The sequence below is a fragment of the Paenibacillus sp. ALJ109b genome (assembly GCF_010747435.1).
Lineage (GTDB): Bacteria > Bacillota > Bacilli > Paenibacillales > Paenibacillaceae > Paenibacillus > Paenibacillus taichungensis.
Genome location: NZ_JAAIFP010000039.1, coordinates 1 through 13417, shown reverse-complemented (window position 1 = coordinate 13417; position 13417 = coordinate 1). Strand labels below are relative to the sequence as shown.

Annotated in this window: 14 protein-coding genes; 12 read left to right on the top strand and 2 right to left on the bottom strand. The window is 47.1% G+C overall.

The features are described 5' to 3' along the window. Positions 1 to 68 precede the first annotated feature (68 nt). The 4 genes from gpmA to G3352_RS29600 all read left to right on the top strand — a co-directional run bounded on the left by gpmA (position 69) and on the right by G3352_RS29600 (position 2685). The gene (gpmA, locus tag G3352_RS29615) at positions 69 to 812 is read left to right on the top strand and encodes a 2,3-diphosphoglycerate-dependent phosphoglycerate mutase (RefSeq protein WP_063566542.1); all 744 of its coding nucleotides are present in this window, start codon (positions 69 to 71) and stop codon (positions 810 to 812) included. 226 nt (positions 813 to 1038) lie between these two features. Further along, complete coding sequence (locus G3352_RS29610; protein ID WP_163761566.1) at positions 1039 to 1212, top strand: hypothetical protein; 174 nt, start codon at positions 1039 to 1041, stop codon at positions 1210 to 1212. A 153-nt stretch (positions 1213 to 1365) separates the two neighbouring features. Continuing rightward, the gene (locus tag G3352_RS29605) at positions 1366 to 2274 is read left to right on the top strand and encodes an aldo/keto reductase (protein ID WP_163761575.1); all 909 of its coding nucleotides are present in this window, start codon (positions 1366 to 1368) and stop codon (positions 2272 to 2274) included. Positions 2275 to 2358: 84 nt separating this feature from the next. Next, positions 2359 to 2685 carry a thioredoxin family protein gene (locus G3352_RS29600; RefSeq protein ID WP_024631432.1) on the top strand — a complete coding sequence of 109 codons (327 nt, stop codon included), beginning with the start codon at positions 2359 to 2361 and terminating at the stop codon, positions 2683 to 2685. A gap of 208 nt (positions 2686 to 2893) precedes the next feature. Here the strand turns inward: G3352_RS29600 and G3352_RS29595 are convergent, their stop codons facing one another. Continuing rightward, positions 2894 to 3682, bottom strand: coding sequence for an undecaprenyl-diphosphate phosphatase (locus G3352_RS29595; RefSeq protein WP_240343288.1), 789 nt, complete (start codon positions 3680 to 3682; stop codon positions 2894 to 2896). A 239-nt stretch (positions 3683 to 3921) separates the two neighbouring features. On the opposite strand from G3352_RS29595, the gene G3352_RS29590 reads away from it, so the two are divergent. From G3352_RS29590 to G3352_RS29570, 5 genes are all read left to right on the top strand, one after another. After that, positions 3922 to 4554, top strand: a complete 633-nt coding sequence (locus tag G3352_RS29590) for a TetR/AcrR family transcriptional regulator (RefSeq protein WP_163761573.1) — start codon at positions 3922 to 3924, stop codon at positions 4552 to 4554. Between the two features lie 174 nt (positions 4555 to 4728). Next, complete coding sequence (locus G3352_RS29585; RefSeq protein ID WP_163761572.1) at positions 4729 to 5562, top strand: substrate-binding periplasmic protein; 834 nt, start codon at positions 4729 to 4731, stop codon at positions 5560 to 5562. A 31-nt stretch (positions 5563 to 5593) separates the two neighbouring features. Then, positions 5594 to 6238, top strand: coding sequence for an amino acid ABC transporter permease (locus G3352_RS29580; RefSeq protein WP_024631428.1), 645 nt, complete (start codon positions 5594 to 5596; stop codon positions 6236 to 6238). A 16-nt stretch (positions 6239 to 6254) separates the two neighbouring features. Further along, on the top strand, positions 6255 to 7001 hold the full coding sequence (locus G3352_RS29575; protein ID WP_163761571.1) for an amino acid ABC transporter ATP-binding protein: 747 nt from the start codon (positions 6255 to 6257) through the stop codon (positions 6999 to 7001). Between the two features lie 17 nt (positions 7002 to 7018). After that, entirely contained in the window at positions 7019 to 7441 is a 423-nt protein-coding gene (locus G3352_RS29570; RefSeq protein ID WP_053780142.1) for an OsmC family protein, read from the top strand. 93 nt (positions 7442 to 7534) lie between these two features. Here G3352_RS29570 and G3352_RS29565 read toward each other — a convergent pair whose 3' ends face one another. Continuing rightward, a complete protein-coding gene (locus G3352_RS29565) occupies positions 7535 to 8146 on the bottom strand; it encodes a TetR/AcrR family transcriptional regulator (RefSeq protein ID WP_163761570.1) in 612 nt (203 codons plus the stop codon). A gap of 144 nt (positions 8147 to 8290) precedes the next feature. Here G3352_RS29565 and G3352_RS29560 point away from each other — a divergent pair, with 144 nt between their 5' ends. The 3 genes from G3352_RS29560 (at position 8291) to G3352_RS29550 (ending at position 13044) form a co-directional block, all read left to right on the top strand. Next, positions 8291 to 9469: an MFS transporter gene (locus G3352_RS29560; RefSeq protein WP_163761569.1), complete on the top strand. Its 1179-nt coding sequence runs from the start codon at positions 8291 to 8293 to the stop codon at positions 9467 to 9469. A 193-nt stretch (positions 9470 to 9662) separates the two neighbouring features. After that, positions 9663 to 11453 (top strand): sensor histidine kinase, encoded by a 1791-nt coding sequence (locus G3352_RS29555; protein ID WP_163761568.1) that lies wholly within the window; start codon positions 9663 to 9665, stop codon positions 11451 to 11453. Beyond that, a complete protein-coding gene (locus G3352_RS29550) occupies positions 11446 to 13044 on the top strand; it encodes a response regulator transcription factor (RefSeq protein ID WP_163761567.1) in 1599 nt (532 codons plus the stop codon). The genes G3352_RS29555 and G3352_RS29550 overlap by 8 nt, the downstream gene beginning before the upstream one ends. Positions 13045 to 13417: the final 373 nt, after the last annotated feature.

The window sequence follows — 13417 nt, the reverse complement described above, 5'->3', positions numbered from 1 at the left end:
TTCAAATATCATGGGCATATCCGGCTCGCCTTGCGGGTAATGGTTTCATGGAAGGAGGATTCACGCTTATGTACAGAGTCGTATTGATACGCCATGGACAGAGTATGTGGAACGTGGAGAACCGTTTTACCGGTTGGACGGATGTGGATCTGACGACCGATGGATACGGAGAAGCGCGTAAAGCGGGAAAGATCCTGAAGGAACAGGGTTTTGATTTTGACTACGCTTATGCTTCAGTACTCAAACGCTCCATTCGAACACTGGATATTGCACTTGATGAGATGGACCGGATGTGGATTCCGATCACGAAGACGTGGAAGTTGAATGAACGTCACTACGGGGCACTGCAAGGACTGAATAAACAGCAGACTGCTCTGAAGTACGGTGAGGATCAGGTGAAGGAATGGAGACGCTCCGTTAGCGTATCTCCCCCAGCGCTGGACGAAACTGACGATCGGTATGTTCAGGATCAGGACAAGTATCAACGGCTGGGCTGCACCATCCCGCGTACCGAGAATTTGATGGATACATCGAAACGGGTGCTGGAGTATTGGAATGCAGAGATCAAACCGGTTGTGTCAGCGGGCAAAAGAGTACTCATTTCCGCGCATGGCAATACGCTCCGTTCACTCGTTATGCATCTGGACCAAATGTCCGAAGCAGACGTAATGGCGCTTAATATCCCGACAGGCATTCCGCTGGTCTATGAACTGGATGAAGATCTGCATCCGATCGGGCATTTCTACCTGACTGCGGATGGATCCACGTACAAACATGAGGAAATGACTCATGTCGCACCACCATCTGATTGATTGGACGATTGTTATGACCAGGCAGGTTATACAGTAGTAACGATGATTTCGACTTATACTTATACTGCACGTTAGAAGATGGCTCCTGAATTCTCAGGTGGCCATCTTTTTAAGTTATAATAGCCATTCTCTAATTTTAGCGATTACATCAGACGTTTCGTTTTTCTCCTAGAGGGTAATCTCAAGCAAGACACGATGTACATTAATCCTGAAGGAGGAACAACATATGTCTAAAAAAAGTGGAATTATTGTAACAGCCATTGGAGCAGGCGTGACTTACTTGATGAGGAACAAACAGGCAAGGGATAAGCTGTTCAGTACGGTGTCAGGACTGATGAAAAATTCAAGTTCATCTTCAAACCCGTCTTATGGAAGCAAAAAAGGTTCACGTGTGATTTAAAATAGATTTTGATATAGGAGTCAATTAGCATGAGAAGCCCGGAGCTGGTATGGTCCCGGGTTTTTGTGTGTGCTCATATGTTACATGCGATTTTTGCCAGCAAGAATGATACAATGGAAACTTGCAGAACGTATGGAAGGGGATGTACAACATATGAAGAAAAATCGTCTGGGTTCATCCGAACTCATGGTAGGTGAAATTGGTCTAGGCTGCATGTCGCTTGGAACCGAAGTGAAACCTGCCGTAGCCTTGATTCATGAAGCATTGGATCATGGCGTTAATCTTCTGGATACCGCTGACCTGTATGATGCTGGATTAAACGAAGAAATCGTGGGCCAGGCTATCCAGGGACGCCGGGATCAGGTCATTGTGGCGACCAAGGTTGGTAATCGTCGCATACCAGGAAAAGAAGGCTGGTCATGGGACCCGTCCAAAGCCTATATCAAACAAGCTGTACGAGACAGCCTGAAACGGCTGCAGACGGATTATATTGATCTGTATCAGCTGCATGGTGGCACTTTGGATGATCCAATCGAAGAGACGATCGAAGCCTTTGAGGAACTGAAGCAGGAAGGTCTTATTCGGTATTACGGCATATCCTCCATCCGGCCTAACGTGATTCGTGAATATGTGCAGAGAGCTTCCATTGTCAGCGTGATGAATCAATACAGCGTTGCGGATCGCCGGGCCGAAGAGGAAGTATTACCTTTATTAGAGCAAAAGGGGATTAGCGTTATCGCTCGTGGACCTGTGGCAAGTGGGGTTCTCGCCGATTCTGGTGCTGCCAAGGCAGATAAGGGTTATTTGGATTATACTCCTGAGGAGTTGCACATCATACGAGAAGGCCTGAGCCGGTTGGTTACAGACAATCGCAGCATGGCTCAAACGGCCATTCGTTATGCTTTGGCACATCCCGCTGTTGCGGCTGTCGTGCCAGGTGCCAGTTCGAGAGAGCAATTGTTGCATAATATTGCTGCTTCGGAATCTGCACCACTTACGGCTGCGGAGATTAACGAAATACGGGAGCTAAGTCCCGCCAATCTCTACAAGCAGCACCGTTAAACGTTGGTAGCCTATTTTCAATTGTAACTATACGAGGTACAATGAAGGTCAACCATAAAGAATCAAATAAGGGAGAGAAGACATATGGAAAGAATTCAAAGTGAACAACAATATCGCGATACAATCAATTCTGACGGGCTGACCGTCATTAAATTTGATACAACTTGGTGTCCGGATTGCAAAAACCTGGATCGCTTTATCGGGGACGTGATCGACCAGCATGCGGATAAAACCTTCTATGCACTGGATGCAGAAGAGTTTCTGCCGTTTGCTGAAGAGAACGGTGTACGCGGCATTCCAAGCCTGCTCGTATTCCAAAATGGCAAGAAAATTGCACATCTGCACAGCAAATGGGCAAAAACGCCTGCTCAAATCTCGGAGTACCTGCAGACTTTGGAGTCCAAGGTATAACCATAATCAGTTCGTTTAGATCGCAGTAGTTATATGGAACGCCTCCTATCGCTGATAGGGGGTGTTTATGTTATCTGGACGAGGGGGTAGGGTGTGGTTCAGAAATGAAATCATTTGTTGATGAGATTGTGCAAATTAAAAATGGCAGCCTGGTTCCGAAGGGAACAGGTTGCCATTGGCTTTTTTGTTACATGACTTGAAGATAGGGTTACGTCATTAAAATGATAAAGAATACGGCTGCCAGCACGAAGCGATAGATTGCAAAGACGGTCAGACTCAGTTTTTTCAAAATGGATAGGAACGTCTTAATGGCAAGCATGGCTACGATAAATGCGGCAATGAATCCAATCGCGAAGATTGGGAAATCGCTGGTATTCAGATGATCGATACTTTTGTATAGATCATATCCTGTGGCTCCAATCATAATCGGCACAGATACCAGGAATGTAAATTCCGCTGCAGCAACCCGGCTTACCCCCGCGAACAGACCGCCCGAGATTGTCGAACCGGAACGGGAGAAGCCTGGCCATAATGCGAGAATCTGAAAAAGACCCACTACAAATGCCTGTTTATACGTAATATCGTCTACATCATGGGTTGTAATGCGTTCGCTGCGGTGGCTCCAACGTTCAGCGACAATCATCAGAATACCACCAATAACAAGACTGTACAGCACCGTTTGTGCTCCAAACAGATGCGCCTTAATCCAATCCCGGAATACAAGTCCAATGACCACGGCAGGAACCATCGCCAAAAAGATATGTATGAGGTTCAGACGGGAGGTGTAGCTCCTTTTGCCTCCGGTGAAGCGGAACATATCAATGAATTTGTTCCAGTACAGCACAACGACAGCTAGTACAGCTCCGAGTTGCACAACCACCTCAAACGTTTTGACTGACTCGTTGTCCTCCGATAATCCCAGCAAGTGGGCAGTCAGAATCATGTGTCCGGTCGAGGACACGGGCAAAAACTCAGTCAAACCTTCGATGATGCCCATAATAATCGATGATATAAAGTCCAATTCTCTTCCTCCTTGAAATGCAGATGACAGCATATAGGCTGTCCTGCGTGACAATGCCCGCTCATTAGAACAAGGCTATCATCTATTATGATCACAAATGCGCTCAACTTCAACTTATGCTCGTAATGAATTGTTTAAAACCATATTGACAAAAACCTAGTTATCCAATAGGATATACATTAACTGACTGACTGATCAATCGGGAGGATAGGCAAATGTCTAAAAACAATCATTTGGAACCCGGAGAAGAACGCCGGGACCAAATTATACGCATAGCGATGGAACGTTTTGCGACCCAGGGCTACCATCAGACGAAAATTTCCGATATCGTCCGGGAAGCGGGCGTCGCGCAAGGCACTTTTTACTGGCACTTTAAAAGTAAGGAAGCCATTGCCTCGGAGATTGTGTTAACCGGCAGGGAGAAGTTGCTTGAAGCGATTGGACAAGGCTACCGCAAGGATGCCGGATCGGTTGAGGATATGGTAAGAGCTTCGGAACGACTGTTTACCGACTTATTCTCCTTTGCAGAGGACAATCGTTATTTTATGGAATTGTTGCTTAAAGGTATCGTGTCAGAGGATTCGGTACGCCGTCTGGTCGAGGAGACACGGGGGGCAGTAGAACAGGCGTTTCGCCACAACATGCAACGGGCCATTGAGCTGGGCATGCTGCCTGATTCCATGAATGTACCGCTCCGTGCTGCGCTCCTGGTTAGCATGATTGAAGGCATGATTACGCGCTGGCTGTTTGGTTCGGAGGAGCTTCACAGCGAGTTCTCATCAATGTCAGCAACGACGTTAGCTGCGGAAGCGGCAAGCTTTGAGTTTTACGGACTGCTCGGCACATAAAGTGTGCTGGCCCTGGATCTTTCTTTTCAATAACTGGATTAAATATTCACATGATTAAGCCAGCAGCAGGGAATAATGGGTACAACTGCGGTTTAGGAAGACAGGAAAAGAAGTTTCAACAAGACATGACTACATGGATGAGAGGAAGTTAATGACATGAATAAATCATATGGAATGAAATCTCGCAAAGGCTGGACTTTAACAGCCCTGCTGCTAATGACCGTGCTGGTTCTCAGCGCTTGTGGCAGTAAAGCTACGGACAATGGAAGCAGCAATGGAGCACAGGCGAACAATGAACTGGAGCAGATCAAGTCTGCTGGCGTCATCAAAGTGGGCATGATGGGCACGTACGCTCCATACAACTTCCTGAACGATAAGAAAGAAATGGACGGCTACGATGCAGATATCGCACGTGAGGTTGCGAAGCGTCTTGGGGTTAAGGTTGAATTTGTATCCCAGGAGTTCTCCGGCCTGACACCAAGTCTGCAAGCCAAAAAGCTGGATGCCATCATCAGCCAGATGACAATTACCGATGATCGCAAGAAAGTACTTGATTTCAGCGATCCGTATATTACGAACCAAGTCAAAATTATTGTGAAAAGTGATAACAATGACATTACCAAGCTGGAAGATTTCAAAGGAAAAACGATCGGTGTAGGCCTCGGTACCAATGATGAAACGTATCTGCGTAACGAAGTGCTGCCGAAAGTGGGCGACTTCACGATTAAAACCTATGACGATGTTATCTCTTCACTCAAAGACCTGAATGCTGGACGGATTGATGCCACAATCAACAACATGTATGCATTGAAACCCATTGTGGATGCCAACGGATTAAAAATCAAAGCTGTAGGTGAACCGATTAAGAGTGACCAGGCAGGTATTGCTGTGCGCAAAGACAATCCGGAACTCGTAGCAGCACTGAATGATGCTCTCAAAAGCATGAAAGATGATGGTACGTACAATACCATCTTCAAAAAATGGTTTGGTGAAGAGCCTGCGCAATAATGAACCGGCAGGGCGAAGGGAAGTTTGATCCATGGAATTGGTATTTGAAAATATCCCCTTCTTTCTGAAGGGGGCGTATTACACGCTGTATGTAACTGTAATTTCAATGTTTTTTGCTTTTATCATCGGGGTGCTCGTCGCTATCGCGCGTCTGAAAGGACCGATGTGGCTTAGAATGATCGCCCGTTTCTACGTATCCATCATGCGGGGAACCCCGCTGCTGGTGCAATTATTCGTCATTTATTATGGGCTGGTCGATTATGGCGTAACCTTGGGATCGCTCACCGCAGCATGTCTGGGACTGAGTCTGAATGCAGGTGCGTTTCTGTCGGAGACGTTCCGCGGAGCGATTCAGGCGGTACCGAAAGGGCAGACGGAAGCTGCATACGCAACGGGAATGACCCCGGCTCAAGCGATGAGACGGATTATCTTCCCGCAGGCTGTGCGCATTGCCATCCCGCCGATGGGCAATACCTTTATTGGCATGCTGAAGGAAACATCACTTGTGGCGGCGATCGGTGTCACCGAGTTGTTGCGGTCAGCACAATTGCTTGTATCACAATATGCGGTGAATATGCCGTTTTATCTGGCGATTGGCGTGATCTACTGGATCATGAGTATCGGATTCTCGGCCATTCTGGAACAAGTGGAGCGCCGGCTGGCCCGGGCTTACTGATAGGAGGGGAGAACCGTTGATTACAACAACAGGATTGACCAAACGTTTTGGGAAAAATGAAGTTCTCACAAATATAGATCTGCATGTCGATGCGAAAGATATTGTTGTTCTGCTGGGACCCAGTGGATCAGGCAAAAGTACGCTGCTGCGCTGTCTGAACGGCCTGGAGGAACTCTCTGGCGGCAAGATTGAAGTGAATGGTGTTGTAGTAGACAGTACCGATTCGCAGCGAATCCAGCGGGCACGGGTACTTGAAATCCGTCGGCAGACTGGCATGGTATTCCAGCAGTTCAATCTGTATCCGCACAAGACGGTGCTTGGCAATGTGATGGAAGGGCTCGTGACTGTGAAAAAAATCAAGCGGGACGAAGCGGCCGAACGCGGCCGGATTCTGCTGGATCGAGTCGGTCTGTCGGACAAGCAGGATGCATATCCATCCCGTTTGTCTGGTGGACAGCAGCAGCGCGTAGCGATTGCTCGAGCACTTGCCATGGAGCCTGAAGTGATGCTGTTTGACGAGCCTACCTCAGCCCTTGATCCCGAACTGGTGGGAGAAGTGCTCTCCGTTATGAAGGAACTGGCACAGGAAGGCATGACAATGCTGGTGGTCACACATGAATTGAAGTTTGCCCGGAATGTGGCGAACAAAATCGTCTTTATGGCGGATGGATCGATTGTGGAAGAAGCAAGTCCACAGGCCTTTTTTGAACACCCGACCCAGGAGCGGACACGTCGTTTCTTGCAGCAAATTACTGAATTCTAAGAAAGAAGGATAACATCATGAATGTAACAACGGTATGGAAAGGCAAACGCGCGTTTACTTCCGAAGGACCCTCTGGCTACGCGGTTGGCATGGATGCCACAGCAGCCTATGGTGGTGACAGCAAGGGTGCTACACCCATGGAATTGTTACTGGCAGGTCTCGGAGGTTGTATGGGGATCGATATCACGATGATTCTGGATGCTTTCCTGGACAAAATTACTGGCATTGAGATTGAAGCACAGGGTACACGCAGTGAAGGTATGCCGAAAGGTTTTACTGCCATTGACCTGATCTTCAAGGTAGACGGCGATATTCCGGATTATCGGATTTGGAAAGCCATCCAAATGGCTGAAGAGAAGTATTGTGCAGTTTCCGCTTCACTTAGCGCAGATATTCATCCCAAGCTGATTCTGAACGGGGTAGACACACCACGTCCATAACGGCACATGGATAAATGATATACTGAAGAGGCACTTCCAATCGGGGAGTGCCTTTTTTGGCTGTTCTAACATTTCAACCATTAGGAAGTAAGGTCATGCTGGTTGTTGAGCAAGGTCCCAGATGCCCATGATTTCCGTGATAGCCTGATCAAGTGTTGCATAAGGAACGCCGTCCCGGGCTTGTGTAGAAATACCCTGCATAAAGGTATCAAATACGGTGGTCAGCATCGAGACATTTGTGGAGGCAGGTAGTTCGCCAATTTCCACAGCATGCTGGATGCATTCCTGCAGACGGTTGCGAGTCAGCTTTCTTTTATCGGCGGTAATATCACGGATATGATTGTTTTTGGAAGAACATGTGCTGGCTGACAGCACAATTAAACAGCCAGATGGATGTGCGCTGTCTGTTTGCATTTTGGCGGTACTTCTTAAAGTTGTTTCAATCGCTTCTCTTGGAGATAGCGTAAGATCCGAGAAACTTTCTGTAACGCGTCCAAACGTACCCATATATTGTTCTACCGCTTCTTTATACAGAGCTTCTTTGGATTCAAAGGCTGCATAGAAGCTGGCTGCTGAAATATCTCCCATGACTGCTCGAAGCTGAAGCAATGAGGTGGCCTCGAATCCTTGTTCCCAAAAGAGCATCATTGCCTGCAACAGAGCTTCATCCCGATCAAAAATACGCGGACGTCCGGTTCTTGCCATAAGAGATTCCCCCTCGTTTTTCTTAATTATATACTAATCGATCCAAAAGTCGTTGACAAGGTGGTAGAGGGTGGATAATATAAGGAATGATCGATCCATAATTCGATTCTATGTCCTATATTATCTAAAAAAGGAGCTGCACAGATGCCCGATAAATCTTATCAACGTTTCCCATGGTTGGGGTTGCTGGCCTTGGCTATGGCTGGTTTTATAGCTATTATGACTGAAACTCTTCCCGCGGGGTTGCTGCCGCAAATCAAGGAAGGACTGCAAGTCTCGGAGGCAGGGGCAGGGCAGCTTGTCACATTTTATGCAGTAGGATCACTCATTGCCGCCATACCTGTGGCCGTGCTGACAAGGGGCTGGCGACGCCGTCCGCTTTTACTCCTGGCGATTATCGGTTTTCTGATCTTCAACACCATTACAGCCCTCTCTTCAAACTATGTACTGACACTTGTCGCTCGTTTTTTTGCTGGTGTTGCAGCCGGTGTCTCCTGGGGACTGATTGGTAGCTATGCACTACGGATGGTGCCTGATCATCTCAAAGGCAGGGGCATGGCTGTTGCGATGATCGGTACACCGATTGCCTTATCGTTCGGTGTTCCTGCAGGTACACTGCTCGGTTCCTTTATGGGCTGGCGCTCGGTATTCTGGCTGATGTCGCTGCTGGCGTTTGTACTGATTTTCTGGGTGCTCTGGAAAGTACCCGATTATCCGGGACAGTCTGCTGATCAACGCATTTCTTCAATAAAGGTGCTGCTGACCCCTGGCGTCATTCCCATTCTGGCTGTCGTTCTGGCCTGGATGCTGGCTCATAATATTTTGTACACCTATATCGCTCCTTTCCTTGCCGATGTCGGTTTGGAATCAAAGGTTGGATTCATGTTACTTGTGTTTGGCCTGATGGCATTGGTCGGCATCTGGGTTACAGGTATTCTTATTGATCGTTGGTTGCGTATGCTGGTTCTCATCAGTCTTGCGGGATTTGCCCTGATCTCTCTGGTATTGGGTCTTTGGAGTGAGCACGCTGGCGTTGTCTTTGGTTCAGTTGCGCTCTGGGGTCTGACATTTGGCGGTGCGGCTACACTGTTGCAGACCGCCCTTGCCCAAGCTGCCGGGGAGCAGGGTGTAGATATCGTTATGCCGATTAATACGACCGTGTGGAATCTCGCTATTGCTATTGGTGGATTGGCGGGAGGTGTGCTTTTGAATCAATGGGGAGCCTCGTCCTTTACCTGGGCCATCCTGCTCCTATCACTTGTGGCTCTGATTGTTGCGCTGCGTGCCAAAGGACATGGTTTCCGCTCAGCACGCAGCCGCTAAGCCACCTGTTTTCCTTCCTATATTAGAAATAGCTATTCAAGCTTCATGTTTGTTTTATCATTCAGCATACAGCCTTTTTTTGAAGCCCTCTTGCAGGGCTTTTGCTGTTATGTGGTATGATGAATTGGAAGGGCAGGCGTAATATGTACTGACCTTTATATGTAAGCGCTTATAAGCGACGGAAGGTGCAGATATGTTTAGAAGGCTCATTCGAACATCCAACAATCTTAAATTAAAGCATAAATTGCTCATATCCTATGTACTTGTCGTCATGATTCCGGTACTGATTATTGGACTTGCTGTAACCGGATACTTTCGTAAGCAAGCGCTGGACAATGCAATAGGACAGACGATCAACAACGTGGAGAAGGTAAAGAGTCAGACCGCCACACTGCTGCGTGTACCCACAGATATTTCCAACATTCTGATGTTCAACAATGAATTGAAGGAAATTGTGAACAAACGCTACGAAAGCGTTGTGGAGCTGACGTCGGCGTACCTCGCATACAAAGATTTTCAGGAATACAAGCGTCTGTACCGTGAAGTTGCGGGCATCCGGTTTTACTCGACCAATCCGACGCTGATCAACAATCTGGAGTTCATTCCGGTGGACAAGCAGACCAAGGAGAGCTACTGGTACCAGAAAGCGCTGCAAACGACAAGCATCGGTTGGTTCTACATTCCTGACAAGGGAGATAATCCGGTGCACAAGCTTAGTCTGGTGCGCAAAGTGCCTTTTGCCGAATATCGGACCGAGGGTGTACTGATGATTGTAATCAATCAGGATGAGCTGAATGGATTGTTACGTCAGGAACCGTTCGAGACGTTGATTACGGACGAACAGGGTTATGTGGTTGCTGCCAAAAATACCGAGCTTGTGGGTAAGACGCTGAACGAGCTTGATTTTGGTGTAGATCTGCAAAACCAGGCCAAAGGTACACTAGAAGCTGATTTTCAGGGCGAACCATCCAACATTATCATTGATGAGATCAGTCCTGGATCGAGCATGAATAGCCTGAAGATCATTTCTGTTTTTGCCACCAAAAATATTGTCAAAGACGCGAATACCATTAGCATGATCGGTATGCTCTTTATTACGTTAGTGCTGGTCATTGCATTGTTGCTTGTATATATCATTTCATTTCTCACATCGAACCGATTGTTACGCCTTAGTAAACACCTGAATAAGCTCGCACTGGGTGATCTTAACGTTACTTCCCGCATTGATGGAAATGATGAGATCGGGCAACTGTCCAGGCAGTTCAATTACATGGTGAAGAGCATTAATGAACTGATGACTCAAGTGGTAGAGGCAACGGAACAGAACAATCAATTGGAAATCGCGCAGAAAGAGATTAAACTGAAAATGATGGCCAGCCAGATCAATCCTCATTTTTTGTTTAATGCACTGGAGTCGATCCGCATGAAAGCCCATATCAAAGGGGAGGCGGAGATTGCCAATATTGTCAGGCTGCTAGGCAAACTGATGCGCAAGAGCCTTGAGATTGGCAGCGGCAAAACGACGTTCAGAGCCGAACTGGAGATGGTACGTTCTTATCTGGAAATTCAGAAATTTCGTTACGGAGACCGTCTTGCTTTCCAGATCCATATTGATCCGGAGGTGGAGAAGATATACATCCCTCCTTTGATTATTCAGCCTCTAGTTGAGAATGCGATTGTGCATGGTTTGGAAAATAAAGAGGGTACGGTCCGTGTGAATATAAATATTCGTTTGGTTGAGGAAGTTGTCCAAGTGTGTGTCGATGATGATGGAGCAGGCATTACGCCGGAGCGTCTGGCTGAAGTGATGCAGTTCCTCTGTGGACCGGAAGAGCAGGAGAAAAGCCGGATTGGCATGCGTAACGTACATCAACGTTTAACGTTGACCTACGGCGAGCCATATGGGTTGCAGATTAAGAGTGTATACGGGAAAGGAACAGAGGTTTCTTTCACCTTGCCTGCAGGAGGAGACCAGCATGTATAAAGTGTTATTAGTAGATGATGAACCGAGCATACGTGAAGGACTGACAACGATCATTGATTGGGAAAAATACGGCTTTCAGGTAATTGCTACAGCTGCGAGCGGGCGTGAGGCCATTACCCGCTTCGAAGAGTTGGAACCGGACTTGACGATCATTGATATACGCATGCCCGGCATGACCGGACTGGATGTCATTGAGGAAGTGCGGCAGCACCATCCGGGTTCGCATTTTCTAATCCTGAGTGGGTACGCCGATTTTGATTATGCCAAGAAAGCCATTAGTTTTGGCGTGGATGGATATCTGCTCAAGCCGGTGGATGAAGAGGAGATTATCAGTGAGCTGGAGCGGATCTCTGTGATGCTGACACGGGAACGTGAGACACTGGCCCGCCATGCTGGTGAGGATACGGCCTACCGGGAGCATCAGATTGAAGCATTGCTTTTTGAAGGTACAGAAACGATGGAAGCAAATGCTCTAGGGTTGAACTGGTCGCAGTATCAGGTCGTGCTGCTGGAGATGCATGCCGAACCTGATTTACAGCGTGGTAGTGTGGTGAAACGCAGACTGGCGGAAGCTTTTGACCAGAAAGATCGGGGCATTGTGTTTTCGTTCCATTCCGGACTGGGACTGTTATGTAAAGAGCCTATTTTGACTGTACAATCTGCCCAGAGTTTATATGATGAGTTGGAAGGGCTGCTGGGAGAGTGGAATATTCTCATGTACGCGGCAGCAGGTCAACCAGTAGACTCCACAGCAGACATCGCCCATTCCTATAATCAGGCCAACAGTGTATTGGGCGGACGTTTCCTGTTCGCGGAAAAACGTATTATGTTATGGAACGAAGACGAAAAGAGCAAGATTTCTTCTGGGTCCATTGTTGTCAATGAGGAAGAAAGCGATGAACCGGATGAAGCGGAGCTGGCGGACAAGCTGTATTATGCGCTCGACATTCGAAGTAGCGAGTCCGTGATGCGTGTGCTGACGGAGATGGAGGAACGACTGATTCCACATCACCAGACAGAACAGGCGATTAAGACGGCGTTCTCTCAAGTCTTTTCATTGGCGATTAACAAACTTGCAGCAACCAATCAGCATATGCAATCCCTTATGCAAGAGCATTCCGTTCTCATTACGGAGGTTTACCATCAATTAACGTTGCTGGATCTCAAAGTGATGGCTGCTGAACACCTCAATCGTCTTATTCAACGCATGGGTGGAGGCAGCAAAGATACGGTACTGAAACAGATGATTGAATTTATCCGTCGTAATCCGGGCGAAAATCTCAAGCTTGAGGTACTCGCAGAGGTATTTAACTACAATAGCAGTTATCTGGGCAAGTTGTTCAAAAATCATACCGGGGAATATTTCAATGCATTTCTCGATAAGGTTCGAATGGAGAAGGCGAAGGAACTGCTCGATGAAGGCTTAAAGGTGCACCAGGTTGCCGCGAGAGTGGGGTATGCCAACGTGGATTACTTCCACGGCAAATTCAAGAAGTATGTAGGGGAATCACCTTCCGCATACAAACATGCAAGAGAGCTTGCGAGATCACAGTCCAAGGATTCTTCTTCAGGAGAGCCGGAACGGGAGTAGCCCATGTTCGGAGGGTAGTGCCTTCTATCGTTGGGATTTCTCCTGATTAGTTGAAAAACGTTTTCGAACTTATAGTCTATTGAAAGGACCCTGGAGGTCCTTTTTTCTTTTTAATTTTACATAAAGTAAACGATTTCTATAAAACGTTTTCGTTAATTACCATTTTCAAATTAAATTCCCTTTTAATTTCATTAATAAATAATAGACCGCGTCATTATCACTAATTTTATCGATATAATATCGGTTTTTATAGGGGGATATCTCATTTTTATATGATTTTCTCTAAAATCCAGCTGGTATTTTGAAAACGCTCTATCAGGTATGATTATTTTATAAATCAGAGGAGGGGGAACGGCGATGGAAACGCTAACAG

Coding starts and splice junctions, on each gene's coding strand:
- gpmA (WP_063566542.1), top strand. CDS start 69: ATGTACAGAGTCGTATTGATACGCCATGGACAGAGTATGTGGAACGTG.
- G3352_RS29610 (WP_163761566.1), top strand. CDS start 1,039: ATGTCTAAAAAAAGTGGAATTATTGTAACAGCCATTGGAGCAGGCGTG.
- G3352_RS29605 (WP_163761575.1), top strand. CDS start 1,366: ATGAAGAAAAATCGTCTGGGTTCATCCGAACTCATGGTAGGTGAAATT.
- G3352_RS29600 (WP_024631432.1), top strand. CDS start 2,359: ATGGAAAGAATTCAAAGTGAACAACAATATCGCGATACAATCAATTCT.
- G3352_RS29595 (WP_240343288.1), bottom strand. CDS start 3,682: ATGGGCATCATCGAAGGTTTGACTGAGTTTTTGCCCGTGTCCTCGACC.
- G3352_RS29590 (WP_163761573.1), top strand. CDS start 3,922: ATGTCTAAAAACAATCATTTGGAACCCGGAGAAGAACGCCGGGACCAA.
- G3352_RS29585 (WP_163761572.1), top strand. CDS start 4,729: ATGAAATCTCGCAAAGGCTGGACTTTAACAGCCCTGCTGCTAATGACC.
- G3352_RS29580 (WP_024631428.1), top strand. CDS start 5,594: ATGGAATTGGTATTTGAAAATATCCCCTTCTTTCTGAAGGGGGCGTAT.
- G3352_RS29570 (WP_053780142.1), top strand. CDS start 7,019: ATGAATGTAACAACGGTATGGAAAGGCAAACGCGCGTTTACTTCCGAA.
- G3352_RS29565 (WP_163761570.1), bottom strand. CDS start 8,146: ATGGCAAGAACCGGACGTCCGCGTATTTTTGATCGGGATGAAGCTCTG.
- G3352_RS29560 (WP_163761569.1), top strand. CDS start 8,291: ATGCCCGATAAATCTTATCAACGTTTCCCATGGTTGGGGTTGCTGGCC.
- G3352_RS29555 (WP_163761568.1), top strand. CDS start 9,663: ATGTTTAGAAGGCTCATTCGAACATCCAACAATCTTAAATTAAAGCAT.
- G3352_RS29550 (WP_163761567.1), top strand. CDS start 11,446: ATGTATAAAGTGTTATTAGTAGATGATGAACCGAGCATACGTGAAGGA.